The following is a 22319-nucleotide window of genomic DNA, read 5'->3' as shown; positions in this document are numbered from 1 at the left end:
TACGCTAACGGCTGGCACTGACACTCAAGCGCAGGCCCGGCGTCGAGGGCACACAACGGCGTGTGAGACCGCTTACGGCGTGCGCTTGTCGAAGAAGTCGCGGGCCTCGTCGGCGCGGGCAGGGGCAGCCTTCGCGGGCGCCGTGGGCGTGGTCTTCACGACGTCGGTACCCTCGTCTTCCAGGTCGGCGGCCTCCAGGTCTTCAACCTCCGGGTCCACGACGTCCGGGTCCTCGACCACAGGGGTCGAATCGGCGGCCACGGCGTCGGAGGCGCCGACGGCAGCCTGGGAGAACCCGCGGAAGACCAGGCCGGCCACCGCCGCGCCCACCAGCGGGGCCACCCAGAAGAGCCAAAGCTGGCCCAGGGCATCCGGGCTGCTGAAGAGCGCGGAGGCGGTGGCACGGGCGGGATTGAAGGGGGTATTGCCGATGCTTTGTCCCAGCTGCAGGAGGCCGGCATAGCTCAGGCCTACGGCGTAGGGCGCGGCGGTCCGGGCGGGGTTGCGGCCGGCGCTGGTGCCGAGGAAGACCGCCACCAACAGGGCCGCGCCGAGCACCTCCACCAGGAGGACGCCGGGCATCGGGGCCTGGATGATCGAGCGGGAGTCGAAGCCGGCGGCGACCGTGTCGAAGGCGCTTTGGGTGCCGTTGAGCTTGGGCACCGTGCGCAGCACGCCGAAGAGGGCCAGGGCACCGAGCAAGGCACCCACCAGCTGCGCCGCCACGTACGCAGCACCCTCAACCAGCCGGGTCCGGCCGGCAATCATGTGGCCCACGGTGACGGCGGGGTTGAAGTGGCCGCCGCTGAGGTACCCGAAGGCCAGCATGGCCGCGGTAAGGCCCAGGCCGGCGGCCAGCGGGGCCGGAAGCGGGTTGTACTGCGGCACCGCGAACATTGGGACGCCGAGTCCGATCACGACCGCCAGCAGCGTCCCCAGTGCCTCGGCGGACAACCGGGCCAGCAGCCCCGGCCGTCCGACGGCGGCGGGCCGGACAGCAGCAGGTGCCTGGTCGGACAGCGGAACGGCGGCGGGCCGGGCATCGGGCGCGGGGTGTGTCATCTCGTGGGGTTTCCTTCGCTTCGGGTCGGGTGCCGCCAGCAGTCTTCCAGCGAAGTCTGGACGTTCGCTGGATCCGGGCCGTATGACCGGCGCCATGCGAAGACGCGGCAACGGCCGCGGCAGCCGCGGCAACCGCGTCAGGCACGTGGGTCCGGGACGGTAAATTTGAAGCCATGAACGAGCAGCCCCCGGTCCCGTCGCACGAATCCCGCATCCACGGCTGCCTGCTGGGTGGTGCCCTCGGTGACGCCCTGGGCGCATCCGGCGGCAGCGCCGCAGGTAAGGGCGGAACCGGCGTCCTCTCCGGCCGCGCCCGGATGACCCTCTACACGGTGGACGGGCTGCTGGAGGCACTGGAGTGGGCCAATTCGGGGGTGGCGGCGGACGCGAACGCCTGCCTCTGGCTGGCCTACCTGCGCTGGCTGGGCACCCAGGGGATGTCCCTGCCGGAGGCGGCCCCGTTCCAGCCGCCGCGCTGGATTGACGGTCACAGCCTGCCGCGGGAGTCCCGCTCCCCCGACCCGGAGTCCGTCGCCGCCCTGGTCACCGGCGAGATGGGAACGGTGCAGCGGCCGCTGAACCCGGACTCGCGCGGCGGCGGCGCCCTGCTCCGGTCTGCCCCGTTCGGCCTGGTGCCGCACGTGGACGCCGCTGCCGTCTACAAGCTCAGCGCCGATGCGGCCGCCCTCACGCACGGGCACCCCTCCGCCCGGCAGACCTCCGGTGTCCTGAGCCTCACCATCCGGGCCCTGGCCCTCGGCGGAAGCCTGGCGGAGGCCGCCGGGCAGGCGGTCACCCATCTGGCCGGGGGCGCGCTCCCCCGCGGCGAGGTCGCCGACGCCGGCGTGCTGGAAACGCTCACCGCGGTACTCCGGGCACCGGAAATCTCTGCCGCCTCCGCCGGCGGCGGCGACGCCGCGGGCCTCCTCGCCGTAGCACTGTCGGCGGTTTTGGCGACAGCGCCGGACGCCACGCACCACGACAGCGACCCGGAGACTGGCCGGACCCACTTCCGGGCGGCCGTTACCGCGGCGGCGGAGCGGGCGGACGATGCGGCCGGCGCGGCCTCCCTCGCCGGTTACCTCCTGGGCGCCTACTACGGAGCGGCGGGCCTCCCGGCGGATTGGCTGGCGAAACTGGAAGCCCCGGAACCGGAGGCCGTGGCGCTGGTGAAGGGCATGGCCGAGCGGCTGGCGGCGGTTACCGGCGCCTGAACGAGACGTTGTTGCAGGCCTCGCAGACATCGGCCGGGATGAGTCCCCGGCGCTGCAGCAGGCCGAAGATGGCGCAGCCCAGGCAGAAGCCGGCGAACGCCTCGAGCGAGGCCGCCACGATCAGCAGGCCCAGCAGGACCCAGGCGGCGGGCGCCAGGCCCGTGGCGAAGAGGATGGCCGCCGTCGTCGACAGGGCGGCGCCGATGCCCTGGGCGAAGCGCTTGGGCGGCCCCGGGACCAGCCGCTTCCGGCCGAGCGCCGGTGTGAGCACCTTGACCGAGAGGATGCCGAAGGGTGAGATCCGGGGTCCGAAGAGCACCCGCAGCCAGAAGCCGACGGCGATTACGGCCAGGCCCCAGCCGGAGCCCGTGAGCAGGGTCGCCAGGGACAGCAGCACCACGAGCGCCGCCGTGATGCGGGCGGAGTATTCGTTGACGGGATTGGGGAAGGCGAAGACCCGGCCCCACTCCACTCCGCCGCGGGCGGGCGGCACGGTGACGAGGTTCGCCTGAGCAGTGTCGAAGCTGACCGGGCCCCGGGAGGCCGGGCGGGCCGGTGAAGAGATCAGTTTGCTCATCATTTAAGGCTAGAAGCCGCGGGCGCGGGGCCGAAATGAATGTTGCGCCATGTGAAGCCGGCCGGAACAGATCCCCTCAGACCGCCCGGGCCGCGGGGGCGGAGTGGCCGCCCACCATCTGCAGGAATTCACCCTCGGACAGGACCTCGATGCGCTGGCCGCGCTGGTGCAGCTCCAGCACGCGCCGGGCCTTGCCCGTCAGCCGGCCGGAGCGCAGGTCCGCCGCGACGAAGCCGTCGCCCACCACCAGCACCGTGGTGCGCCCGGTCACCCGGCTCTCGGGAGCTGCGCCCAGTTCGGCCGAGCGCACCTTGGCCTCCTGCCTCGGGATAGCCAGTTCGCCGGTGAAGACCACCGTCTGGCCGAAGAGCGGGTGCCCCGGTTCGGCCAGCGGGTTGGGCGGCGGATTCTCGCCCTCCTCCGGCCAACCGGCGCGGTAGGGGCGGGTCACTGCCGGGCCCTGTCCGGCGGCGAGGGCTTCCAGCGCCGACTGGCTGGCCTTGGACAGCGGATCCCGCCGCGGGTCGAAGGCCGGCTGCCGGGACACGGTCAGCCCCAGGGACAAGTAGAGTTCGGCGATGCTGGCGGCGCCGTTGCGGGCCGCGATGTCGATCAGGATCCCGGCGCAGGCGCGGGCGTCCTCGGCGGCGTCGTGGTGGTTGACCAGCGGCACGCCCGCCTCTTCCGCCGCGTACGGCAGCGAGTTGGAGACCAGCGAGTAGCAGCGGCGGGAGAGCATCACGGTGCAGACGTAGTCGTAGGCCGGCCCCGGCAGGCCGGAGACTTCGAGGCCGGACCGGATGACGCCCAGGTCGAAGGCGGCGTTGTGGGCCGCCAGGATGTCTTCGCCGATGAACGCGCCGATCTCCGGAAAGAGCTCACCGAAGCGGGGCCGGCCGGCGACGTGCTCGGGCCGGATGCCGTGGATGCGCACGTTGTGGTGGTCGAAGACGTCGTGGCCGGCGGGCGGCCGCATCAGCCAGGACGCCTCCTCCACCACGACGCCGTTGCGGACCTTGCTGAGGCCGACCGAGCATGCGGATCCCCGGAACCCGTTCGCCGTCTCGAAGTCGATCGCCGTAAAGTCCAAAGCCACGCCCCATACTTTACCGCCGGATCCCGCAGGCCCTTCTCAAGTACGCTTGGAGTGTGAACCCTAATACCCTGCACGACCTCGCCGTGTCCACCCTCGGCGGCGCCGGCCCGGTCCAGCCGCACATGGCCTCGTTCCTGCCCGATTGGCTCAACCCCCAGGTCTTCCTGGCCGATCCCGCCCTGGCCCCCTGGGTCGTCCTGCTGGTCTGCGGCATCATCTTCGCCGAGACCGGCCTTCTGATCGGCTTCTTCCTGCCCGGTGACTCCATGCTGTTCACCGCGGGTCTGCTGGTCGCCACGGGCACCATCCAGTTCAACATCTGGGCCTTCGCCGCCCTGATCGTGGTCTCCGCGATCATCGGCAACCAGGCCGGCTACCTGATCGGCTCCAAGGCCGGCCCGGCCATCTTCAACAAACCGGACTCCAAGCTCTTCAAGCGCGAGAACGTCGAGAGCGCCCACGCATTCTTCGAAAAGCACGGCGGCAAGGCCCTGATCCTGGCCCGCTTCGTGCCCATCATCCGCACCTTCGTCCCCGTGATCGTGGGCGTGGCGCAGATGAGCAAGCGCAAGTTCTTCCTCTACAACGTGATCGGCGCGACCCTGTGGGGCGGCGGCGTGACGCTGCTGGGCTTCCTGCTCGGCGACACCGTGCCGTGGGTCCGCGACAACCTGGACATCATCTTCATCCTGATCGTCCTGGTCTCCGTGGTGCCGATCGCCATCGAGGTCATCCGCGGCATGATCGCCAAGCGCCAGGCCGCGAAGTACGGCACCGACGTCGTCAACGAATTCATCGAAGAGCACGAGCCCGAGGAAGAGCGCAAGACGCCCTGACCCGCGCCGCAGCCTGAACCGTCAAAAAACAAAAGGATGGCGCCCCACCGAGGTGGGGCGCCATCCTTTTTTATGCTGCTGAAACCCGACTACCGTCCGGCCAGTGCCTCCACGATCGCCGGCAGCAGCGCGCGGAAGGCGTGCCCGCGGTGGCTGATCGCGTTCTTCTCCTCCGGGCTGAGCTCGGCGCAGCTTCGGTCCAGCCCGCTCGGCTGCAGCACCGGGTCGTAGCCGAAGCCGCCGGCGCCGCGCGGCTCGCGCAGCAGGGTGCCCTCCAGCTGTCCGTACTCCACCACTTCCCGGCCCTCCCCCGCAGCCGAGGCGGGAACGGCCAGCGCGGCGGCGCAGACAAACGCGGCGCCGCGGAAGCCGTCCGGAACGTCGGAGAGCTGGTTCAGCAGCAGTTCGAGGTTCGCGGCGTCGTCGCCGTGCCGGCCGGCCCAGCGGGCGGAGAAGATCCCTGGAGCCCCGCCAAGCACGTCCACGGCCAGGCCGGAGTCGTCCGCGATCGCCACCAGCCCGGTGGCCTCCGCCACGGCGCGGGCCTTCAGCAGCGAGTTCTCGGCGAACGTCACCCCGGATTCGACGACGTCGGGAGCGCCGACGGCGCCGGCGTCCACCACCTGCGTGTCCACGTCCAGGCCGGGGATCTGCCCGCGGAGCAGCTCCCGGAGCTCACGGAGCTTGCCCTGGTTGTGGGTGGCGAGAACGAGGACAGGTGCTGCCGCGCCGCCGCTCACGGGGCCTCGGCCAGGGTCTCGCGCTGGATCGCGGCGAGCTGTTCGGTGCCCAGCAGGGCCAGGTCCAGCAGCTTGTTAAGCTCGTCCCGGTCGAACGGGGCTCCCTCGGCAGTGCCCTGGACCTCGACGAACTTGCCGGAGCCGGTCACCACCACGTTCATGTCGGTCTCGGCGCGGACATCCTCGACGTAGGGCAGGTCCAGCATCGGGATGCCGTCGATGATGCCCACCGAGACGGCGGCGATGGTGTCAGTCAGCGGCTCGGCGTTGCGGGCGATCAGCTTGTTCTCGCGGGCGTAGCGGATTGCCTCGGCGAGGGCGACGTAGGCGCCGGTGATCGCCGCGGTGCGGGTGCCGCCGTCAGCCTGAAGCACGTCGCAGTCCAGCACAATGGTGTTCTCGCCAAGGGCCTTGGTATCGATGATGGAGCGCAGCGAGCGGCCGATCAGGCGGGAGATCTCGTGGGTGCGGCCGCCGATCTTGCCCTTGACGGATTCGCGGGCGGAGCGGGTGTTCGTGGCCCGGGGCAGCATGGCGTACTCGGCGGTGACCCAGCCGCGGCCCTCGCCCTTGAGCCAGCGGGGCACGCCCTCGGTCAGCGAGGCGGTGCACAGCACCCGGGTGTTGCCGAATTCGATCAGCGCGGAACCTTCGGCCTGGTTGGACCAGCCGCGGGTGATGCTGATGGGGCGGAGCTGGTCCGGGGTCCGGCCGTCGGCGCGGAGAACGGGGGCAGTGGGAGCTTCGGAAGTCATGCTCCCTAGCTTATCGACAGCCGGGCGGCCCGGTCAGACGGTGTAGTGCACCCCGGCAACGGCGACGGCGACGTGCGGTCCGAAGACCTCCTTCGCCTCGGCCATCACGGTCGTGTGCGAGGTCCAGACCGGGATGTGCGTGAGCAGCAGCCGGCGGGCGCCGGCGGCGACGGCGGCCTCGCCGGCGCGCTTGCCGGTCAGGTGCACGTCCTTGATGCCGTCGTCACGGCCCTCCTCGAAGGCCGCCTCGCAGAGGAACAGGTCCGCGTCGCGCGCGGCGTCCTCGAGTCCGGTGCAGGAGTCGGTGTCGCCGGAGTAGCTGAGCACCCGGGTCACCGGGTTGCCGTCCTTGTCCGGCTCGGTGACCTCCACGCGCAGGGCGTAGGCCTCCTCGACGGGGTGGTTGACCGCGTACGGGGTGATGGTGAAGGGCCCCATGGTCACCGGGCTCCGTTCGGCCCAGTTGCTGAAGTCGAATTCCTCGTGCATCCCCGGGTCGAGGTCCAGCCCGTAGGCCGTGGCCATCCGGTCCGCCGTCGCCGCCGGCCCCCAGACGGGGATCCGCCCGCGGCCCCAGCCGCCCGGCCTCCAGCGCACCGCCACGTGCAGGCCGCAGAGGTCCATGCAGTGGTCCGGGTGCAGGTGGGTGAGGAAGATGCCGTCAATGTCCTCGAGGTCGGTGTAGCGCTGGATCGCGCCCAGTGCCCCGCTGCCGAGGTCCAGCACCACCTTCCAGCGCCGCTCGCCGTCGTCGGAGGTCAGCAGGTAGCACGACGCCGGCGAGCCGGGGCCGGGAAACGAGCCGGTGCACCCGACGATGGTGAGCTTCACAGGCCGCTGGTCCGCGGCGGGGACACCTGCGCGGCGGAGGAGACGAAGTTGGAGATCCGGGGCCGGCCGACGGCGGCCTGGGCGGCGGCGATCATTTCCGGGGTGATGCGGGCCAGGCTGCCGGTGGGGTACTGCGCCGCGACGTGGTCCACGTGCCGGACGCTGAGCACCTCGGGGCCGAGGAAGCGGCGCGCGAGGTGTTCGAACTGCGCGGCGTCCCCGGTGGCGATGAAGTTGTGTTCCGGGGCGGTGCTGCCGGCGCGTTCCAGGCCGCGGGAGGCCAGGGCCCTGTAGACGTCCTTGGCAGTTTCCTCTGCGCTGGACACGAGCGTGACGTCCTCGCCCATGACGAAGGAGATCACGCCGGTCAGCAGCGGGTAGTGCGTGCAGCCGAGCACTACGGTGTCCACCTTGGCGGCGATCAGCGGGGCGAGGTATTCGCGGGCCACGGCGAGCAGCTCGGGGCCGGTGGTGATGCCGGCCTCGACGTAGGGCACGAAGGCCGGGCACGCCGCGGAGGTGATCTGCAGGTCCGGTGCCGCGGCGAAGGTGTCCTCGTAGGCGCGGGAGCCCACCGTGGCGGAGGTGCCGATGACGCCGACGCGGCCGGTGCGGGTGGCGGAGACGGCCCGGCGGACGGCGGGCTGGATGACCTCGATGACGGGGATGCCGTAGCGGGCGGTGTAACGCTCGCGGGCGTCGCGGAGCACGGCGGCGGAGGCGGAATTGCAGGCGATGGTCAGGAGTTTGACCCCGGAGTCGACCAGTTCGTCCATGACGCCCAGGGCGTTCGCCCGGACCTCGGCGATCGGCAGCGGGCCGTAGGGGCCGTGCGCGGTGTCGCCGACGTACAGGATGGACTCATTGGGCAGCTGGTCGATGATGGAGCGTGCCACCGTGAGGCCGCCGACGCCGGAGTCGAAAACGCCGATGGGGCGTTCGGCCAGTGCCGAGGTCTCGGGGTCCGTGCTCGCTGAAGTCATGGTTCTACGAGAATAGGGCTTCGCCCCGGGCCGGACCATGACATTGTGTCGAGCAACTCGTGTGCGATGGATCACACGACGGCGGCGGAACGGCGGGCGGTGCCGCGGTTCAATGCCAGGTGGCCGCCGAGGAATCCGGCGGCCGCGGCCACCGCATTCCCGGCCAGACCCAGCCGGACCCCGGCGGCGTGCCGGCCGCGCAGCCGAGCGATCAGTGAGCCCAGGAAGAGAAAGGTTGCGGCGTCGGTGCCGAGGGCGTGGACGGCACCGATCCGGTGCTCCTCCCCCTCCGTCTCGGACCAGTCCGCGGCACCGGCGAACGCCGTCGGAACCGCCGCCGCGAGGCCCGCGGCGGTCAGCACCGTGGCCGCAGGCCGGGAGGCGGGACCGCCGGCCACGTCCAGGATCGCGGCGCTGAGCCAGCAGCCCAGGGTGATGTCGGTGAGCATCGGATGGACCGAGTGGCCGAGGGTCCCGCTGTGCAGCGGGGTGCGCCGCGCCCAGTCCATGACCGGGCCGTAGATGGCCTCCTGCGCGGAACCGATCCGGCCGGCCGCGGCACTCCGGCCCAGGGCCCCGGTAAGGCGCTGAGGGAGGGAAAACTCGTCGCGGGAAGGTCCGTCCACGGCAGAACACGCTACGCCGCGGGCCGCGGGGTGTACAGGGCCGGGCGGCCTAGGCCTCGAGGGACGCCAGCATCGCCTGGACCAGGGATTCCTGCAGCCAGGTGGTGAAGTTGTAGACCAGGGCCAGGTAGCTTTCGACATCCTCCGCCTGGGACCAGTCCTGCATCCGGTGGACGTGTTCGGCGTCGGCGTCGTCGCGGATGTCGAGGCGCTCGGCGAGGACCAGGCGGACATCGTTCAGCGCGGTGGACCAGTGCCGGGCGTCGGCGGGGGTCAGCACCAGTTCCTCTTTGTCGAGGCCCAGCGAGGCGGCTTTCAAGGCGCCGATCTTGCTCTCCCGCAGCGAGCGCTCCGTGTACCGGCGGAACTCCAGGGAGGCCTCGGCGTCGTTCTTGGAGACGTTGGGCAGCAGGCGGCGCAGGGCGCGGTCGGAGGGTTCGCGCGCCTCCGTGTCCAACCCCACGAGGGCCGCGAGCGGGTCCTCATTGGCGCGTTCGTGCGGCTCCAGCATGGAGATGACGTCGTCGAAGAGGCTGCGCAGCAGGTCGCGCTCGGCCGGTTCGAGGTAGCCGGTGATGCCCTTGAGGCCGTATTTGAATGCCTTAGCCACGTTTTCCCTTGCCCTTACCCGATCCGTTGCCGGGGCCGCCGCTGGCCTTCTCCACGGTGGCCCAGAGGCCGTAGCCGTGCATGGCCACCGCGTGCTGTTCGACCTGTTCCTTGCTGCCGTGCGCCACGATGGACCGGCCCTTCTTGTGGACCTCCAGCATGAGCTTGGTGGCCTTAGCCTCCGAGTAGCCGAAGTAACTGCGGAAGACGTAGCTGACGTAGCTCATCAGGTTCACCGGATCGTTCCAGATCACGAGGTTCCAGGGGATGTCCGGGGCCGTCAGGACGTCGGTGGACGTCGCCGTTCCGGTGTGGGTGCCGGCCTCGGTATCGGGGCCAAGCGCAACGCTGAGGGTCATTGGTCCATTCTATGGCGATGACGGAGCCCGGCTTACGGTCGAGTCCCCGGAGCGAGACGAGGGAGCCGGTGGGTGGGCCCCCGACGGCGAGGGCCCCGCGTAGAAGCGGAGCGAGACGAGGGAGCCGTCGGGTGGGGCCCCGATGGCGAGGGCCCCGCGGCGAAGCGGAGCGAGACGAGGGAGCCAGTGGGTGGGGCCCCCGACAGGCGAGGGCCCCGCGTCGAAGCGGAGCAAGACGAGGGAGCCGTCGGGGACTAGAGTAAATTTCGTGAGCACCTCCGCCGGCTGGGACCACCCCCGCACGTCCTTGTACACCGACCATTACGAGCTGACCATGCTGCAGGCCGCCCTGCACTCGGGCGCTGCCCACCGCAAGTCGGTGTTCGAGGCCTTCGCCCGCCGGTTGCCCGAGGGCCGCCGCTACGGCATCGTCGCCGGTACCGGCCGCCTGCTGGAGGGCATCGCGAACTTCCGCTTCGGCCCCGGGGAAATCGACTTCCTGCGCAGCACCGGCGTGGTCAACGAGCAGACCCTGGAGTACCTCGCCGACTTCTCCTTCTCCGGCGACATCTGGGGCTACGCCGAGGGCGACGCGTACTTCCCCAACTCCCCCATCCTGATCGTCGAGTCGACCTTCGCCGAGGCCTGCGTCCTGGAGACCTACATCCTCTCGATCCTCAACCACGACTCCGCCATCGCCTCCGCCGCGTCCCGGATGATCACCGCGGCCGGCACCCGACCCTGCGTGGAGATGGGCTCCCGACGCACCCAGGAGGAGTCCGCCGTCGCCGCCGCCCGCGCCGCCGTGATCGCCGGCTTCGCCAGCACCTCCAACCTGGAGGCCGGCCGCCGCTACGGCATCAAGACCGTCGGCACCGCGGCCCACTCCTTCACCCTGCTGCACGACACCGAACGGGACGCCTTCGAGGCCCAGCTGGCCTCCATGGGCGCCGGGACGGCGCTGCTGGTGGACACCTACGACGTCGAGGCCGCCGTGCGCACCGCCGTCGACCTCGCCGGGGACAAGCTCGGCGCCGTCCGTCTGGACTCCGGCGACCTGGTGGCCCAGGCCCAGTGGGTACGCCAGCTGCTCGATGACCTCGGCAACGTCAACACCCGCATCATCGTCACCTCCGACCTCGACGAGTTCGCCATCGCGGCCCTGCAGTCCGCCCCGGTGGATTCCTACGGCGTCGGCACCTCGCTGGTCACCGGCTCCGGCGCGCCGACGGCAAGCCTGGTCTACAAGCTCGTCAGCCGCACCAACGACGACGGCGAGTTCGTCGCGGTCGCGAAGGCGGCGAAGAACAAGGCGAGCAAGGGCGGCCGCAAGTACGCGCTGCGCCGGCTCAACGACCGCGGCATCGCGACCCAGGAGATCGTCGGCATCGGCCACCGGCCCGAGGACGACGGCAACGACCGCCAGCTGCTGCAGCAGTTCATCAAGAACGGCGAGCTGCTTCCCGGCTGGACCGGGCCCGAGGGCGTGGTGCGTGCCCGCGACCGGCACGCCGCCTCCATGGCCGAACTTCCGCCCGTGGTCAACCGGCTACAGCGCGGCGAACCGGCCATCCCCACCGTCTACGAGGAGGACTGAATGTCCCGCGCCCTGATCATTGTCGACGTACAGAACGACTTCTGCGAGGGCGGTTCCCTGGCCGTTGAGGGCGGCGCGGCGCTGGCCGCGGAGATCAGCGAATACGTCGACGCCCACCACGGGCAGTTCGACCACGTCGTGGCCACCCAGGACTGGCACATCGATCCGGGTGCGCACTTCTCGGACGCTCCTGACTTTGTCGAGAGCTGGCCGCGGCACTGCGTCGCGGGTACCCGCGGGGCGGAGCTGCACCCGGACCTGGACACCGAGTACATCCAGGCCTACTTCCGCAAGGGCCAGTACACGGCCGCCTACTCCGGTTTTGAGGGCCTGCTGGCCCCGGACGACGCCGTACCCACCGGCGACCGGACGCCCGGCGCGCTGCCGGTGGCCGGCCCCGCCGGCGGCCAGGAAGCGGACGAGGACGCGATCGGGCTGGACGACTGGCTGCAGAGCCACGACGTCGAAGAGGTTGTAGTCGTGGGGATCGCAGCCGACTACTGCGTCAAGGCCACGGCCCTGGACGCGGTCCAGGCGGGCTATACCGTTACCGTCCCGCGCAGCCTGACTGTGGGAATCGCCGAGGACCTCGAAGACGCCTTCGCCGAAATGGAACTCGGCGGCGTCGAGCTGGACTGAGATCGCGGCCTCGGCGCCGCGCACAGTAGACTCGGAATCCTTGCCAGTAACGTCGGAACAGTAAATCCCGGAGTACATCATCATGAAGAAGACCCTGACCGTCCTGCTCGCCGCCGGGACCATCCTCGGAGCGGCCGCCTGCTCGGCCCCGAAGATGACCACCGCCGAGACCTGCGACCGGATCAAGACGATCACCAGTTCCCCGTCCTCCGGCTCGGACAAGTTCGGCATGACCCGCCTGGCAAACCAGATCCGCCCGATCCAGGCCACCGCCTCCGACGACCTGCAGGCACCGCTGCAGTCGATTGTTGATTACCTGGACGAAGCCGCCAAGAAGGACCCTGACCAGGGCAAGCTCGACGACCTCAAGGCCAAGTACACCGCGGCCGGCCAGACCTTCTCCCAGGCGTGCGGCGGCGGCGCCCAGTCGGGCCAGCCGAACCAGTAACGGCACTCCCGAACGACACGAAAAAGGGACCGGATCACTCCGGTCCCTTTTTCGTGTCGTGACTCCGGGGCGCCCGGCGCACCGGGCGCACCCGGGCTCCACGGGGCGTCCGGCTACTTCCGGCCGATGAACCAGTCCTGCAGCTTCAGCAGCCGGCTCTGCAGCTGTTCCTCGTTGGCCTGGGCCACGGGCGGGCCGCCGCAGACCGTGCGCAGCTTGGTGTGGATGACCCCGTGCGGTGTGCCGGTCCGGGCGGACCAGGCGGCGACGTTCTTGGCCAGCTCGGTGCGCAGGTCCATCAGCATCCGGTGGTCCGGGACCGCCGGCGCCGGCTCGGAGGCCGCCGCCTGGGGGCCCCGCTTGTTCTTGCGGCTGAGCTGTTCGTGCTGGCGCTGGCGCAGCAGCGTGCCCACCTGTTCGGCGTCGAGCAGGCCCGGAATGCCGAGGAAGTCCAGCTCGTCCTCTGAGCCGACCTCGCCGCCAGTGCCGAATTCGCCGCCGTCGAACAGCACCCGGTCGAAGGACGCCTGGGAATCCAGGGCCTCGAACTTGCCCTTCATCAGCGTGTCCGAGGCCTTCTCCTCGCGGTTCGCCTCATCCATCAGCGAATCCTCGGGATTGAACAGCCCGTCCGAGTCTTCCTTCTCCGGGCGGTCCAGGGCGTGGTCCCGCTCGGCCTCCATCGAGTTCGCCAGCGCCATCAGCTGCGGCACAGAGGGCAGGAACACCGACGCCGTCTCGCCGCGCTTGCGGGCACGCACGAAGCGGCCCACGGCCTGGGCGAAGAACAGCGGGGTGGAGGTCGACGTCGCGTACACGCCTACCGAGAGGCGGGGCACGTCGACGCCTTCGGAGACCATCCGCACCGCGACCATCCAGCGCTTCTCCCCGGCGGAGAACTCCTCGATCTTGGAGGAGGCCTTGGCGTCGTCGGAGAGGATCACGGTGGGCGATTCACCCGTGATCCGCTTCAGCTGCCCGGCGTAGGCCCTCGCGTCGTCGTGGTCGGTGGCGATGACCAGGCCGCCGGCGTCGGGCACGGTGCGCCGGACCTCGCTGAGGCGTTTGTCCGCCCCGGCCAGCACGGCCGGGATCCATTCGCCCGCCGGGTTCAGCGCGGTGCGCCACGCCTGGGAGGTGATGTCCTTGGTCACGGCGGCCTCGCCGAGGGAGGCAGCCATCTCATCGCCCGCGCTGGTGCGCCAGCGCATCTGGCCGGAGTAGGCCATGAACATCACCGGACGGACCACGTGGTCGCGCAGCGCCTTGCCGTAGCCGTAGGTGTAGTCGGCCTTGGAGCGCCGGATGCCGTCGCGGTCCTCCGCGTACTCGACGAACGGGATCGGGGAGGTGTCCGAGCGGAACGGGGTACCGGTCAGGGACAACCGGCGCGCGGCCGGGTCGAAGGCCTCGCGGAGCCCGTCGCCCCAGGAGAGCGCCTCGCCGCCGTGGTGGATCTCATCCAGGATCACCAGGGTGCGGGCGGCCTCGGTCTTCGCCCGGTGCAGCATCGGCTTGCTGGCCACCTGCGCGTACGTGACGGCGACGCCGATGAAGCCGCGGCCGTGCTGGCCGTCGGCGTTCTTGAAGTTCGGGTCGATGGCGATGCCGACCTTCGCGGCGGCGTCCGCCCACTGGCGCTTGAGGTGGTCCGTGGGTGCCACGATGGTCACGCGGTTGACCACGCCGGAGTCGATCAGCATGGAGGCCACGCGGAGGGCGAAGGTGGTCTTACCGGCCCCGGGGGTCGCGACGGCGAGGAAGTCCCGGGGGTTGGTGGCGAAGTAGCTATCCAGCGCCTCCTGCTGCCAGGCACGCAGTTTCGGCGCGGTTCCCCACGCGGCCCGCTCGGGATACGCGGGCGGCAGCACGGGACCGCCGAACAGTGTTTCCGTCACTTAGCGGGCCTCCCGTCCATACGCGTCTGTTGGTTCGGGAAAAGCCCCACTAAGCACAAAAACACCAATCTTTTTTCGGTTGAACCGGATGCCACGCCCTACTTGCCGGAGCCGCCGTCGTCACCGCCGGGGCGCAGCCCCTCGTAAACCTCTTTGCATTCGGGGCACACGGGGAACTTCTTCGGATCCCGCCCGGGGGTCCAGACCTTGCCGCAGAGGGCAATGACGGGTTCCCCGGAGAGGGCCGACTCCATGATCTTTTCCTTGCGGACGTAATGCGCGAAGCGCTCCCGGTCTCCCGGTTCCACTTCCTGGCGCAGTTCCTCACGCTCGATCGTCGCCGTGGACGTCCCGGCGCCGGAAAGCTCGCGCATCGGGTCATTGTCGAGGTCGTTGTCCAAGGCGTTCTGGGGGGCCGTCGTCAGGGGTTCCGTCATGCTGGTCATGGCTTCCATCTTAGCCGCTGGCTAGAACGTCCGCCGGGGCATGGCCCGTTCGTACTGCGGCGGCCAGGCCAGCTCGTGGCCCAGTTCAAAGGCCGTGCGCAGCCACCAATGCGGGTCGCGGAGCGCCGCGCGGGCGATCAGCACGCCGTCGGCCTGGCCGGTCGCCACGGCGTGTTCCGCCTGGCCGGCGGAGGTGAGTAATCCCACCGTGCCAGTTTTGACGCCGGCCTCGCGGCGGATCTTGGCGCTGAACCCGGTCTGGTAGCCGGGACCCACCGGAATCGACTGGTGCGCCACGGCGCCGCCGCTGGAGACGTCCACCAGGTCCACGCCGCGCTCGGAGGCGGCGCGGGCGAGCCGGACGGAGGCTTCGGCGTCCACGCCGCCCTCGGCCCAGTCCGAGGCGGAGATCCTCAGCAGCAGCGGCATCGAGTCCGGAATGACCCCGCGCACCGCGTCCACCACGGCCAGCATGAGCCGGTTCCGGCCCGCCTCGTCGCCGCCCCATTCGTCGGTGCGGTCGTTGATCAGCGGGCTCTGGAACTGGTGCAGCAGGTAGCCGTGCGCTCCGTGGATTTCGATGGTGTCGAAGCCCACCTCCACCGCCCGCCGGGCGGAGGAAACGAAGTCGGCGATCACGCCCTCGATCTCGGCTCCGGTCATGGCCGACGGCGGCGCGTAGCCGTCGAAGGCACCGGTGCCCGGACCCACCGGGTCCCAGCCGCCCTCGGAGGCCGGGACGGTGCCGGTCTTGCCGGAGAACGGCCAGTAGCTGGACGCCTTGCGGCCGGCGTGCGAGAGCTGGGTGCCGATCTTCGTCTCCGCGGTGCCGTGCCGGTGCACGAAGTCCACGATCCTGGTCCAGGATTCGGCCTGGGCGTCGTTATAGAGGCCGGCGTCCCGCGGGCTGATCCGCCCGGCGGAGTTGACGGCTGCCGCCTCGGTGAGGATCATGGCCGCTCCCCCGGTGGCGAAAGATCCGAGGTGCATCAGGTGCCAGTCGGTGGGGACGCCCTCGGCGGTGTCGGGTTCGCAGCTGTACTGGCACATCGGCGAGACCCAGCCGCGGTGTTCGAGCCGCAGGGAGCGCAGGGTCAGCGGGCTGAAGAGTGCGGACGCCATTAGAACAGCACCCGGGCGAGGTTCTGGCGGGCCTTGGCCACGCGCTCGTCGGTGGCGCCGACGACGTCGAAGAGTTCCAGCAGGCGCACCCGGGCGGTCTCCCGTTCCGGTCCGAAGTTCCGGCCGATGAAGGCCACCACCCGGCCCAGGCCGTCCTCCACGTGCCCGCCGGCGACGTCGAGGTCGGCGACGGCCAGCTGAACGTCCAGGTTGTCCGGTTCCTCCGCGGCCTTGGCACGGACGGCGTCGGCGTCCTCGGTGGACAGCGCCTGCAGGCGTCCCATCAGCTCAACCTGCGCCAGTCCCACCTTGGCGTCGGCGTCGGCGGGCATCTCGGTGAGGGCCTGGCGGTACGCGGCGGCCGCGCCGTCGAAGTCGCCGGCCTCGATCGCGTCGAAGGCCTTCTGGTGCAGCGGGGGCAGCGGCGGGGCCTCGGCCTCCCCGGCGCCCGGACCGCCGCCGATACGGCCGGTGACGCCGTTGGCCGCGGCGACCTTGAGGAGTTCATCGAAGAGGCTGCGGACCTGCTGCTCGTCGGCGCCGCCCTGGAAGAGCGGCACGGGCTGGCCCTTCACCACGGCGACGGCCGTGGGAACGGCCTGCACCTGGAACGCCTGGGCCAGTTGCGGGAAGGCCTCGATGTCGGCGGCGCCGAGGACCAGACGGCCCTCGTAGCTGGTGACGATCTGCTCGAGGGCGTCCACCAGATCGCCGGACCCGGGTGAGTACGCGGCCCACATGGCGATGACGACAGGTACCCGGGCGGAGAGGTCCACCAGGTCCTGGAAGTTGGCCTCGGTGACGTTGACGCGCAGCGGGGCGGCGCCGCCTTCCGCCGGCTGCTGGGCGGATCCGGGCTGGGCGCTCCCGGCATGCGACGACCCCGGTCCGGCCGGCGGTGCGGGGCGTTGCTTCAGCGAGGAAAGATCGACGGCGCCCCGCAGGTTGATCGGGTTTGCGGCTGCGGGCGGGACCGGGCGGGATGCGGGCGAAGTCATGGAACCACTCTATCGACTCCGCCCGCCGCCGGGCCTACTTGAAGCTTGCCCCGACCAGGCCGCGGGTGGCGGCCACCAGCTTCATCGGATCCTTGGACCCCGCCGGCGGCACGTAGACCGCCACGGACTCCGCGAAGTTCAGGACCATACCGGTGCTGGTTTCCTTGCCGCCGGCCAGGGCCGCGGCATCATCACCGATGGTCAGCTTGTCGCCGGAGTTCTTCGGCGTGCCGTCGAAACCGAAGTTGAGCCGGCCCAGGACCAGGGCCCCGCCGTCGGCGGTGCGGAACACCACGGTGTCCTCGGGAACGGCCTTGTGGGTGAAGGCGAAGTTTCCGTTGGCACCGGACTTCACCACGTCGGCCTGGTAGGCCAGGGTGTCAGCGATGTACGGCGAGGACTGGCCCTCGGCGAGCTTGTCCTTGAAGGCCGAGTCGGCGTTGGTCAGGCGGTCGCCCAGGCCGGCCAGGGCCTCCTGGCCGCTGTAGAGCAGGCCGGACTTGTCGTCGGCGCCCAGCGTCTCGGTGCCGCCGCGGTTGATCGCGGGGAAGGTGGTTCCGGGCTGCAGCGGCGTCGCGCCCACCAGCTTGTAGTTTTCGCGCGGGGACGCCTGGACCAGCGTCAGCAGCTGCGGAACCACGTTGCCGTCACCCTGGGTGACGGCCATGACGGAGCGGGGCCAGTCGCGCTTGGAGCTCACCACAGTGGTCAGCAACTTGGTGGCGCGCACGGGCATCCGGGATTCGTAGCTGCCCACCTGCGAACGGATCTTGTAGTTCTGCGTGCGGACCTCGAGTTCGGTGCCGCCGACGCGCGGGGCGAGCTTGGCGGCGTCCTTGGCGGCGTCACCGGCGTCCGTGGCCGCGGAGACCTGTTCCAGGATCCGGCGGAACTGGGCGTCCAGCAGAATCGGGGTACCGCCGGCGGAGGGGGCGGCCGTACCGGTGCTCCCGCTCGGGGCGGGCGACGGCGACTGGCTGGCCTGGGCGGCAACGCCCGTCCCGGCGACGGCGGTGGCGGTCAGCAGGGCCACGGCCGCTCCCGCGGCGCGGCGGCGGGTGGACGTGGTCGCGGTGCGGGGTGCCCGTCCGGTGTCCCCTGCGGCCGGGGTGGAGCCGGCTTCCCGGGTCTTGGACCGGTCGGCGGCGCGGGCCCGGGCCCGGCGTGCGAAGGCGCTGCCGGCAGTGGCTTCGTTGGGCTCGACAGCGTCGGATTCCGGGTTATCGGAGCCGGAGCCGTCGTTGTCGGAGCCGGAGCCGCCGTCGCCGGGGGTGCCGGAGCGCGGCGCGCGCTGCTTGGGCTTCAGGACCAGCAGGGCGACGCCACCGACCACCAGCAGGCCGCCGATGACCATCAGCGGGATGGCCCACGGCGTGGAGGTGTCATTGGGGAAGGTCATCGAAATGTCCGAGGGGGCAGCCTTGGTGCCGTCGGTGGCCAGCAGCAGCGACCAGTCGCCGTCGGCCGGCGGGGTCCACGAGTAGTCCAGCTCGCCGTTGGCGTTCTCGGTGGTGACCCAGAGGTCCGAACCGGCGGGCGACGGCGCGGTGGCCTCGCCGTCGGCGTGCTCGACCGTCAGTGACTTGCGGTCTTCGGAGAGGCCGGAAATGGTGTTGTGGGCCGTCTTGCCCACCCAGGCGTTGACGTCGTCGGGGCGGCCGGAGGCCAGCAGGAAGTTGCCTTCACCCTTGACGTGGATCTTGACCGTGCCGCCGTGCAGGGTGCGCAGCTTCTGGTCGACCACCGTCAGCGGCGCGGGGGTGCCATTGGCCGGGACGCTGGCCGTCACCGTCGCCGGCGGAGCCCAGATCGTCTTCTGCCCGATCCCCGCCAGCAGTGTCAGGAGGCCGAGCAGCACAAGTGCAACTGCAGTCTTGAAACGCAAAATATTACCTATCATCAGCGGACACGTAGTTTTAAGAGTAACCGTTTTGTTACCTCAGAGTCAGATCGGGCATCTTGTCAAGCCCCTTTTCCGGCCCGCTCCGGCCCGTCGATCCGCCCGCTAGCAAGGCTGCTGATAGTGTTTGCGGTGATCGTCACACCGGCCCCGCAGCCGCGGAATTCCGGGGAAAATTGAGAGAAAAAGGCTTGCAGCGCAGTGACTGACCCCACGGATTCGTCCCCCTCAGGACAGGCAGCTCCCCCGGAATCCGTCGCACGGCCGGCCCAGGCTCCGGCCGGGTTCCTGGCCGCCATGGCCCGCCGCCTGCGCCAGCCCCTGCCGGGCGCCCAGCCCCGGCTGCGCTTCGAGATGCCTCCGGAGCACCTGGACGACGCCGACGCGGACATTGATGACACCGAGGAAACCCGCTTCGGCCGTCCCGGGCCGCGGATTTCCGCGCAGCACCCGCTCTACGTCGGCTTCATGGGAACCGTGGGCGTCGGCGTGGCCCTGCTGGTCTACTGGATCGGCTCCAACATCACCCAGTTGCTGCTCTGGATCCTGACGGCGCTCTTCATCGCCCTCGGCCTCGACCCCGTGGTGCGCTGGCTGGAGAAGCGGAAGGTTCCCCGGCCGGCCGGCATCCTGGTCTCGGTCGCCGTCCTGGCCCTGGCCGTCGCCGGGTTCTTCGCCACCCTGATCCCGACCATCGTGGCCCAGGTGACCCAGATCGTCCAGGAAGCCCCGAAGTGGATCCAGGACTTCATCGACTCGGACTTCTTCCGCAGCCTCGACAGCCAGTTCGGCGTCCGGGACCGGATTACGCAGGAGCTCGAGAAGTTCGTCAACAACCCGGACGCGATGGGCGGGATCTTCGGCGGCGTGGTGGGCGTCGGTTCCACCATCGCCAACGGCCTCTTCGGCGCGCTGATCGTCCTGGTGCTGAGCTTGTACTTCCTCTCCGCGATGCCCTCGATGAAGATGTGGGGCTACCGCCTGGCCCCGCGGTCCCGCCGGCCGCGCGTGGAGGCCCTGTCCGAGGAGATCACCGGCTCGGTCGGCAACTACGTCATCGGCCAGGTCTGCGTGGCACTGCTCAACGCGCTCTTCGCCTTCATCGTGATGACCATCGTGGGCGTGCCGTTCGCGGTGCTGCTCGCCTTCGTCGTGGCGCTGCTGGCCTTCATCCCCCTGGTCGGCGGCATGATCGCCGGCATCCTGGTGACCCTGATCGCCCTGACCGCCGGCTGGCAGACCGCCGTCGTCTTCGCGATCTGCTACTTCGCCTACCTGCAGTTCGAGGCCTACTTCGTCTCGCCGCGCATCATGCAGAAGGCCGTGGCGGTGCCCGGCGCGGTGGCGGTCATCTCGGTGATTGCCGGCGGCAGCCTGCTGGGTGTGCTCGGCGCGCTGATCGCGATCCCGACGGCCGCGGCCATCATGCTCCTGGTCAAGGAAATCTTCATCGTCCGCCAGGACAAGCACTAACCACTCAGGCGTGGGCCGTGGCCACTGGGCCGTCCCACTCCTCGGGGAGCGGCTCCGCCGCGCCCGGCAGGACCTCGGCAACGATCTCGTTGAGCACCCGCCCGGCGTGCTTCTCCCCCACCCAGAGGTGCTTGGCGCCGTCGACGCCGACGACGTCGGCCTGCGGCACCAGGGCGAAGCGTTCGGCTGCGGCGGCCGGCTGCAGGTAGTCGTCGTGTTCGGGGACCAGCACCTTGAGCGGCTTGCCCGCCTCCGCCCACTCCTTGAGGTGCACGTCCGTGGCGCGGTGCAGCGGCGGCGAGAGCAGGATGGCGCCCTCGATCTCACCGGCCACCGGTTCCACCGCGCCGTACATGAGCGCCAGCTCGGTGCCAAAGGACCAGCCCACCAGCCAGCGGTTCGGCAGGCCGCGGTCCACCGCGAACCGCACCGCCGCCTCGACGTCCATCCGTTCGCCGATTCCCTCCTCGAAGCTGCCGCCGCTGGTTCCCCGGGGCGAGGCTGTCCCGCGGGTGTTGAAGCGCAGCACGGCGACGCCGGCCAGGGCCGGCAGCCGGTAGGAGGCCTTGCGGTAGACGTGCGAGTCCATGAAGCCGCCGTGCGTGGGCAGCGGATGCAGGGTGATCAGGGTGGCCCGGACCTCGCCGGACTCCGGCAGGGCGAGTTCGCCCACCAGCAGGTGGCCGTCCGCCGTGCGCAGCTCGATGTTCTCCCGCCGTGCCGGCAGCACCGTGGCGGCCCGGATGGGGGTCGGGGCGGCGGGCTGGGTGAAGTCGTACGAGGCCGGGTCGAAAGTCATGCCCTCCAGCTTAGCGAAGCGCCGGGCCGGCCCCGGCAGGGATAGCGCCCGTTTAGCGGTACCGGTACGTGCGCGAGGTCCAACAGTTGCTGTGCCAGTGGCGCCGTTCGGCCAGCCCGGCGGCGGCACCGAAGAGATGGTCCTCGGACCAGACCACCAGATGCGGGGTTCCGGGCGGGACGGCATGCAGACAGCCAGGGCAGACGTAGGTCTTGCCGGCGCGGCTGGCCGAGATGGACCGGACCATCCATTCACCGTCCGGGGCGCTTTCCCGGCGGGCGATCCCGGTCCGGGCGCGCTCCAGGTCCAGCTCGGGCACCGGCCCGCCGTGCTTGCCGGGCTGCCGGGCGCCCCCGTTGCCCGGGGCGGGGCGGCGGGGTCGGTTGGAACGGGGCATGATCCCATTCTGCCCCAGCGGGTCCCAGGACGGTGTCCACGCCGCGGCGCCTCCCCGCTGCCGGTAGTGTTGACCGGGTGCGTTTAGTGATAGCCCGTTGCTCCGTTGATTATGTCGGCCGGCTCAAGGCCCACCTCCCCCTCGCCACCCGCCTGCTGGTGGTCAAGGCGGACGGCTCCGTGCTGGTCCATTCCGACGGCGGTTCCTACAAGCCGCTGAACTGGATGAGCCCGCCCGCCCGGCTCCGCGTGTCCACCCCGGACGAGGTCGACGTCGAGGTCGGCGTGATCGAGCAGTGGACCGTGCAGTCCACCAAGACGGACGACCGGCTGATCATCAACATCCACGAACAGCTCCATGACACTTCGCACGACCTTGGCCAGGACCCCGGACTGATCAAGGACGGCGTCGAGGCGGACCTGCAGCGCCTGCTGGCTGACCAGATCGAGACCCTGGGCGAGGGATTCTCGCTGATCCGCCGCGAATACTTCACCGCGATCGGGCCGGTGGACATCCTGGCCCGCGACGCGAACGGCGGCACCGTCGCCATCGAGCTCAAGCGCCGTGGCGACATCGACGGCGTCGAACAGCTCACCCGCTACCTTGAACTGCTCAACCGCGACCCGCTCCTGGCTCCCGTCCGCGGAATCTTTGCCGCGCAGCAGATCAAGCCGCAGGCCAGGGTCCTGGCCACCGACCGCGGCATTGATTGCGTCACCCTGGACTATGACGCGATGCGCGGTGTGGACGACAGCGAATCCCGGCTGTTCTAAGCCCCGCAATTGCACCCCAATCCCGCACCAATTGGTTCACCAGCTTGTTACATAAAATTTGTGGATTTATCAGCCGCGCCCGTTGACCTGACTGTGGGGGCATGAAATTCTTAGAGCAGTCTTTGTGTAGGTGTTTTTCAT

General features: G+C 70.3%; 24 protein-coding genes. 7 read left to right on the top strand and 17 right to left on the bottom strand.

The genetic code is table 11. From position 1 onward, the window contains the following. Positions 1-72: 72 nt before the first annotated feature. Positions 73-1062: an MIP/aquaporin family protein gene (locus ABC337_RS14465; RefSeq protein ID WP_412883387.1), complete on the bottom strand. Its 990-nt coding sequence runs from the start codon at positions 1060-1062 to the stop codon at positions 73-75. A 173-nt stretch (positions 1063-1235) separates the two neighbouring features. On the opposite strand from ABC337_RS14465, the gene ABC337_RS14460 reads away from it, so the two are divergent. After that, complete coding sequence (locus ABC337_RS14460) at positions 1236-2276, top strand: ADP-ribosylglycohydrolase family protein (RefSeq protein WP_412883388.1); 1041 nt, start codon at positions 1236-1238, stop codon at positions 2274-2276. On the opposite strand, the gene ABC337_RS14455 is transcribed toward ABC337_RS14460, so the two are convergent. Further along, entirely contained in the window at positions 2263-2856 is a 594-nt protein-coding gene (locus ABC337_RS14455; RefSeq protein WP_412893245.1) for a DUF4395 domain-containing protein, read from the bottom strand. The two genes, ABC337_RS14460 and ABC337_RS14455, sit on opposite strands and share 14 nt — an antisense overlap. A 73-nt stretch (positions 2857-2929) precedes the next feature. Continuing rightward, positions 2930-3949, bottom strand: coding sequence for a 3'-5' exonuclease (locus ABC337_RS14450; RefSeq protein WP_412883390.1), 1020 nt, complete (start codon positions 3947-3949; stop codon positions 2930-2932). A 68-nt stretch (positions 3950-4017) separates the two neighbouring features. On the opposite strand from ABC337_RS14450, the gene ABC337_RS14445 reads away from it, so the two are divergent. After that, a complete protein-coding gene (locus ABC337_RS14445) occupies positions 4018-4785 on the top strand; it encodes a VTT domain-containing protein (protein ID WP_412884911.1) in 768 nt (255 codons plus the stop codon). Between the two features lie 89 nt (positions 4786-4874). Here the strand turns inward: ABC337_RS14445 and rdgB are convergent, their stop codons facing one another. From rdgB to clpS, 7 genes are all read right to left on the bottom strand, one after another. Further along, positions 4875-5525: an RdgB/HAM1 family non-canonical purine NTP pyrophosphatase gene (rdgB, locus tag ABC337_RS14440; protein WP_412883391.1), complete on the bottom strand. Its 651-nt coding sequence runs from the start codon at positions 5523-5525 to the stop codon at positions 4875-4877. After that, positions 5522-6280 carry a ribonuclease PH gene (rph, locus tag ABC337_RS14435; protein WP_290257430.1) on the bottom strand — a complete coding sequence of 253 codons (759 nt, stop codon included), beginning with the start codon at positions 6278-6280 and terminating at the stop codon, positions 5522-5524. Before rph ends, rdgB begins: the two co-directional genes overlap by 4 nt. Before the next feature lie 33 nt (positions 6281-6313). Beyond that, complete coding sequence (locus tag ABC337_RS14430) at positions 6314-7111, bottom strand: MBL fold metallo-hydrolase (RefSeq protein ID WP_412883392.1); 798 nt, start codon at positions 7109-7111, stop codon at positions 6314-6316. After that, positions 7108-8094 (bottom strand): glutamate racemase, encoded by a 987-nt coding sequence (murI, locus tag ABC337_RS14425; protein ID WP_412883393.1) that lies wholly within the window; start codon positions 8092-8094, stop codon positions 7108-7110. Before murI ends, ABC337_RS14430 begins: the two co-directional genes overlap by 4 nt. Positions 8095-8165: 71 nt before the next feature. Continuing rightward, entirely contained in the window at positions 8166-8720 is a 555-nt protein-coding gene (locus tag ABC337_RS14420; RefSeq protein WP_412883394.1) for a DUF2231 domain-containing protein, read from the bottom strand. A gap of 49 nt (positions 8721-8769) precedes the next feature. Continuing rightward, positions 8770-9330, bottom strand: coding sequence for a DUF2017 domain-containing protein (locus ABC337_RS14415; RefSeq protein ID WP_290257426.1), 561 nt, complete (start codon positions 9328-9330; stop codon positions 8770-8772). Further along, positions 9323-9688 (bottom strand): ATP-dependent Clp protease adapter ClpS, encoded by a 366-nt coding sequence (clpS, locus tag ABC337_RS14410; protein WP_290257425.1) that lies wholly within the window; start codon positions 9686-9688, stop codon positions 9323-9325. Before clpS ends, ABC337_RS14415 begins: the two co-directional genes overlap by 8 nt. A 268-nt stretch (positions 9689-9956) precedes the next feature. On the opposite strand from clpS, the gene ABC337_RS14405 reads away from it, so the two are divergent. The 3 genes from ABC337_RS14405 (at position 9957) to ABC337_RS14395 (ending at position 12372) form a co-directional block, all read left to right on the top strand. Next, positions 9957-11285: a nicotinate phosphoribosyltransferase gene (locus ABC337_RS14405; protein WP_290257424.1), complete on the top strand. Its 1329-nt coding sequence runs from the start codon at positions 9957-9959 to the stop codon at positions 11283-11285. Continuing rightward, complete coding sequence (locus ABC337_RS14400) at positions 11286-11924, top strand: isochorismatase family protein (protein ID WP_412883395.1); 639 nt, start codon at positions 11286-11288, stop codon at positions 11922-11924. An 82-nt stretch (positions 11925-12006) separates the two neighbouring features. After that, positions 12007-12372, top strand: coding sequence for a hypothetical protein (locus tag ABC337_RS14395; RefSeq protein ID WP_412883396.1), 366 nt, complete (start codon positions 12007-12009; stop codon positions 12370-12372). Between the two features lie 113 nt (positions 12373-12485). On the opposite strand, the gene ABC337_RS14390 is transcribed toward ABC337_RS14395, so the two are convergent. The 5 genes from ABC337_RS14390 to ABC337_RS14370 all read right to left on the bottom strand — a co-directional run bounded on the left by ABC337_RS14390 (position 12486) and on the right by ABC337_RS14370 (position 18736). Beyond that, a complete protein-coding gene (locus ABC337_RS14390) occupies positions 12486-14270 on the bottom strand; it encodes a DEAD/DEAH box helicase (RefSeq protein WP_412883397.1) in 1785 nt (594 codons plus the stop codon). 98 nt (positions 14271-14368) lie between these two features. Beyond that, a complete protein-coding gene (locus ABC337_RS14385) occupies positions 14369-14716 on the bottom strand; it encodes a DUF3039 domain-containing protein (protein WP_290257420.1) in 348 nt (115 codons plus the stop codon). A gap of 21 nt (positions 14717-14737) precedes the next feature. Continuing rightward, entirely contained in the window at positions 14738-15838 is a 1101-nt protein-coding gene (locus ABC337_RS14380) for an NADH:flavin oxidoreductase/NADH oxidase (protein WP_412883398.1), read from the bottom strand. Continuing rightward, on the bottom strand, positions 15838-16836 hold the full coding sequence (locus ABC337_RS14375) for a tetratricopeptide repeat protein (RefSeq protein WP_412883399.1): 999 nt from the start codon (positions 16834-16836) through the stop codon (positions 15838-15840). Before ABC337_RS14375 ends, ABC337_RS14380 begins: the two co-directional genes overlap by 1 nt. 34 nt (positions 16837-16870) lie before the next feature. Next, positions 16871-18736 (bottom strand): DUF8094 domain-containing protein, encoded by a 1866-nt coding sequence (locus tag ABC337_RS14370; protein ID WP_412883400.1) that lies wholly within the window; start codon positions 18734-18736, stop codon positions 16871-16873. A gap of 297 nt (positions 18737-19033) precedes the next feature. Between ABC337_RS14370 and ABC337_RS14365 the strand changes: the two genes are divergently transcribed. Next, positions 19034-20209: an AI-2E family transporter gene (locus ABC337_RS14365; protein ID WP_412884912.1), complete on the top strand. Its 1176-nt coding sequence runs from the start codon at positions 19034-19036 to the stop codon at positions 20207-20209. A 4-nt stretch (positions 20210-20213) separates the two neighbouring features. On the opposite strand, the gene ABC337_RS14360 is transcribed toward ABC337_RS14365, so the two are convergent. Both ABC337_RS14360 and ABC337_RS14355 read right to left on the bottom strand, forming a co-directional pair. After that, complete coding sequence (locus ABC337_RS14360; protein ID WP_412883401.1) at positions 20214-21008, bottom strand: alpha/beta hydrolase; 795 nt, start codon at positions 21006-21008, stop codon at positions 20214-20216. 52 nt (positions 21009-21060) lie between these two features. Further along, positions 21061-21405, bottom strand: a complete 345-nt coding sequence (locus ABC337_RS14355) for an ATP/GTP-binding protein (protein WP_412883402.1) — start codon at positions 21403-21405, stop codon at positions 21061-21063. A 77-nt stretch (positions 21406-21482) separates the two neighbouring features. On the opposite strand from ABC337_RS14355, the gene nucS reads away from it, so the two are divergent. Further along, the gene (nucS, locus tag ABC337_RS14350) at positions 21483-22178 is read left to right on the top strand and encodes an endonuclease NucS (RefSeq protein ID WP_290257414.1); all 696 of its coding nucleotides are present in this window, start codon (positions 21483-21485) and stop codon (positions 22176-22178) included. The last annotated feature ends 141 nt before the right edge of the window (positions 22179-22319 follow it).

Source organism: Arthrobacter phoenicis, assembly GCF_047238215.1.
Classification (GTDB): domain Bacteria; phylum Actinomycetota; class Actinomycetes; order Actinomycetales; family Micrococcaceae; genus Arthrobacter.
This window is presented reverse-complemented; position numbering and strand designations above follow the sequence as displayed.

Excerpts from the sequence above, each read along its gene's own strand:
- ABC337_RS14465 (WP_412883387.1), bottom strand. The coding sequence starts at position 1,062 with ATGACACACCCCGCGCCCGATGCCCGGCCCGCCGCCGTTCCGCTGTCC.
- ABC337_RS14460 (WP_412883388.1), top strand. The coding sequence starts at position 1,236 with ATGAACGAGCAGCCCCCGGTCCCGTCGCACGAATCCCGCATCCACGGC.
- ABC337_RS14455 (WP_412893245.1), bottom strand. The coding sequence starts at position 2,856 with ATGATGAGCAAACTGATCTCTTCACCGGCCCGCCCGGCCTCCCGGGGC.
- rph (WP_290257430.1), bottom strand. The coding sequence starts at position 6,280 with ATGACTTCCGAAGCTCCCACTGCCCCCGTTCTCCGCGCCGACGGCCGG.
- murI (WP_412883393.1), bottom strand. The coding sequence starts at position 8,094 with ATGACTTCAGCGAGCACGGACCCCGAGACCTCGGCACTGGCCGAACGC.
- clpS (WP_290257425.1), bottom strand. The coding sequence starts at position 9,688 with ATGACCCTCAGCGTTGCGCTTGGCCCCGATACCGAGGCCGGCACCCAC.
- ABC337_RS14400 (WP_412883395.1), top strand. The coding sequence starts at position 11,286 with ATGTCCCGCGCCCTGATCATTGTCGACGTACAGAACGACTTCTGCGAG.
- ABC337_RS14395 (WP_412883396.1), top strand. The coding sequence starts at position 12,007 with ATGAAGAAGACCCTGACCGTCCTGCTCGCCGCCGGGACCATCCTCGGA.
- ABC337_RS14385 (WP_290257420.1), bottom strand. The coding sequence starts at position 14,716 with ATGACCAGCATGACGGAACCCCTGACGACGGCCCCCCAGAACGCCTTG.
- ABC337_RS14380 (WP_412883398.1), bottom strand. The coding sequence starts at position 15,838 with ATGGCGTCCGCACTCTTCAGCCCGCTGACCCTGCGCTCCCTGCGGCTC.
- ABC337_RS14375 (WP_412883399.1), bottom strand. The coding sequence starts at position 16,836 with ATGACTTCGCCCGCATCCCGCCCGGTCCCGCCCGCAGCCGCAAACCCG.
- ABC337_RS14370 (WP_412883400.1), bottom strand. The coding sequence starts at position 18,736 with ATGATAGGTAATATTTTGCGTTTCAAGACTGCAGTTGCACTTGTGCTG.
- ABC337_RS14365 (WP_412884912.1), top strand. The coding sequence starts at position 19,034 with ATGGCCCGCCGCCTGCGCCAGCCCCTGCCGGGCGCCCAGCCCCGGCTG.
- ABC337_RS14360 (WP_412883401.1), bottom strand. The coding sequence starts at position 21,008 with ATGACTTTCGACCCGGCCTCGTACGACTTCACCCAGCCCGCCGCCCCG.
- ABC337_RS14355 (WP_412883402.1), bottom strand. The coding sequence starts at position 21,405 with ATGCCCCGTTCCAACCGACCCCGCCGCCCCGCCCCGGGCAACGGGGGC.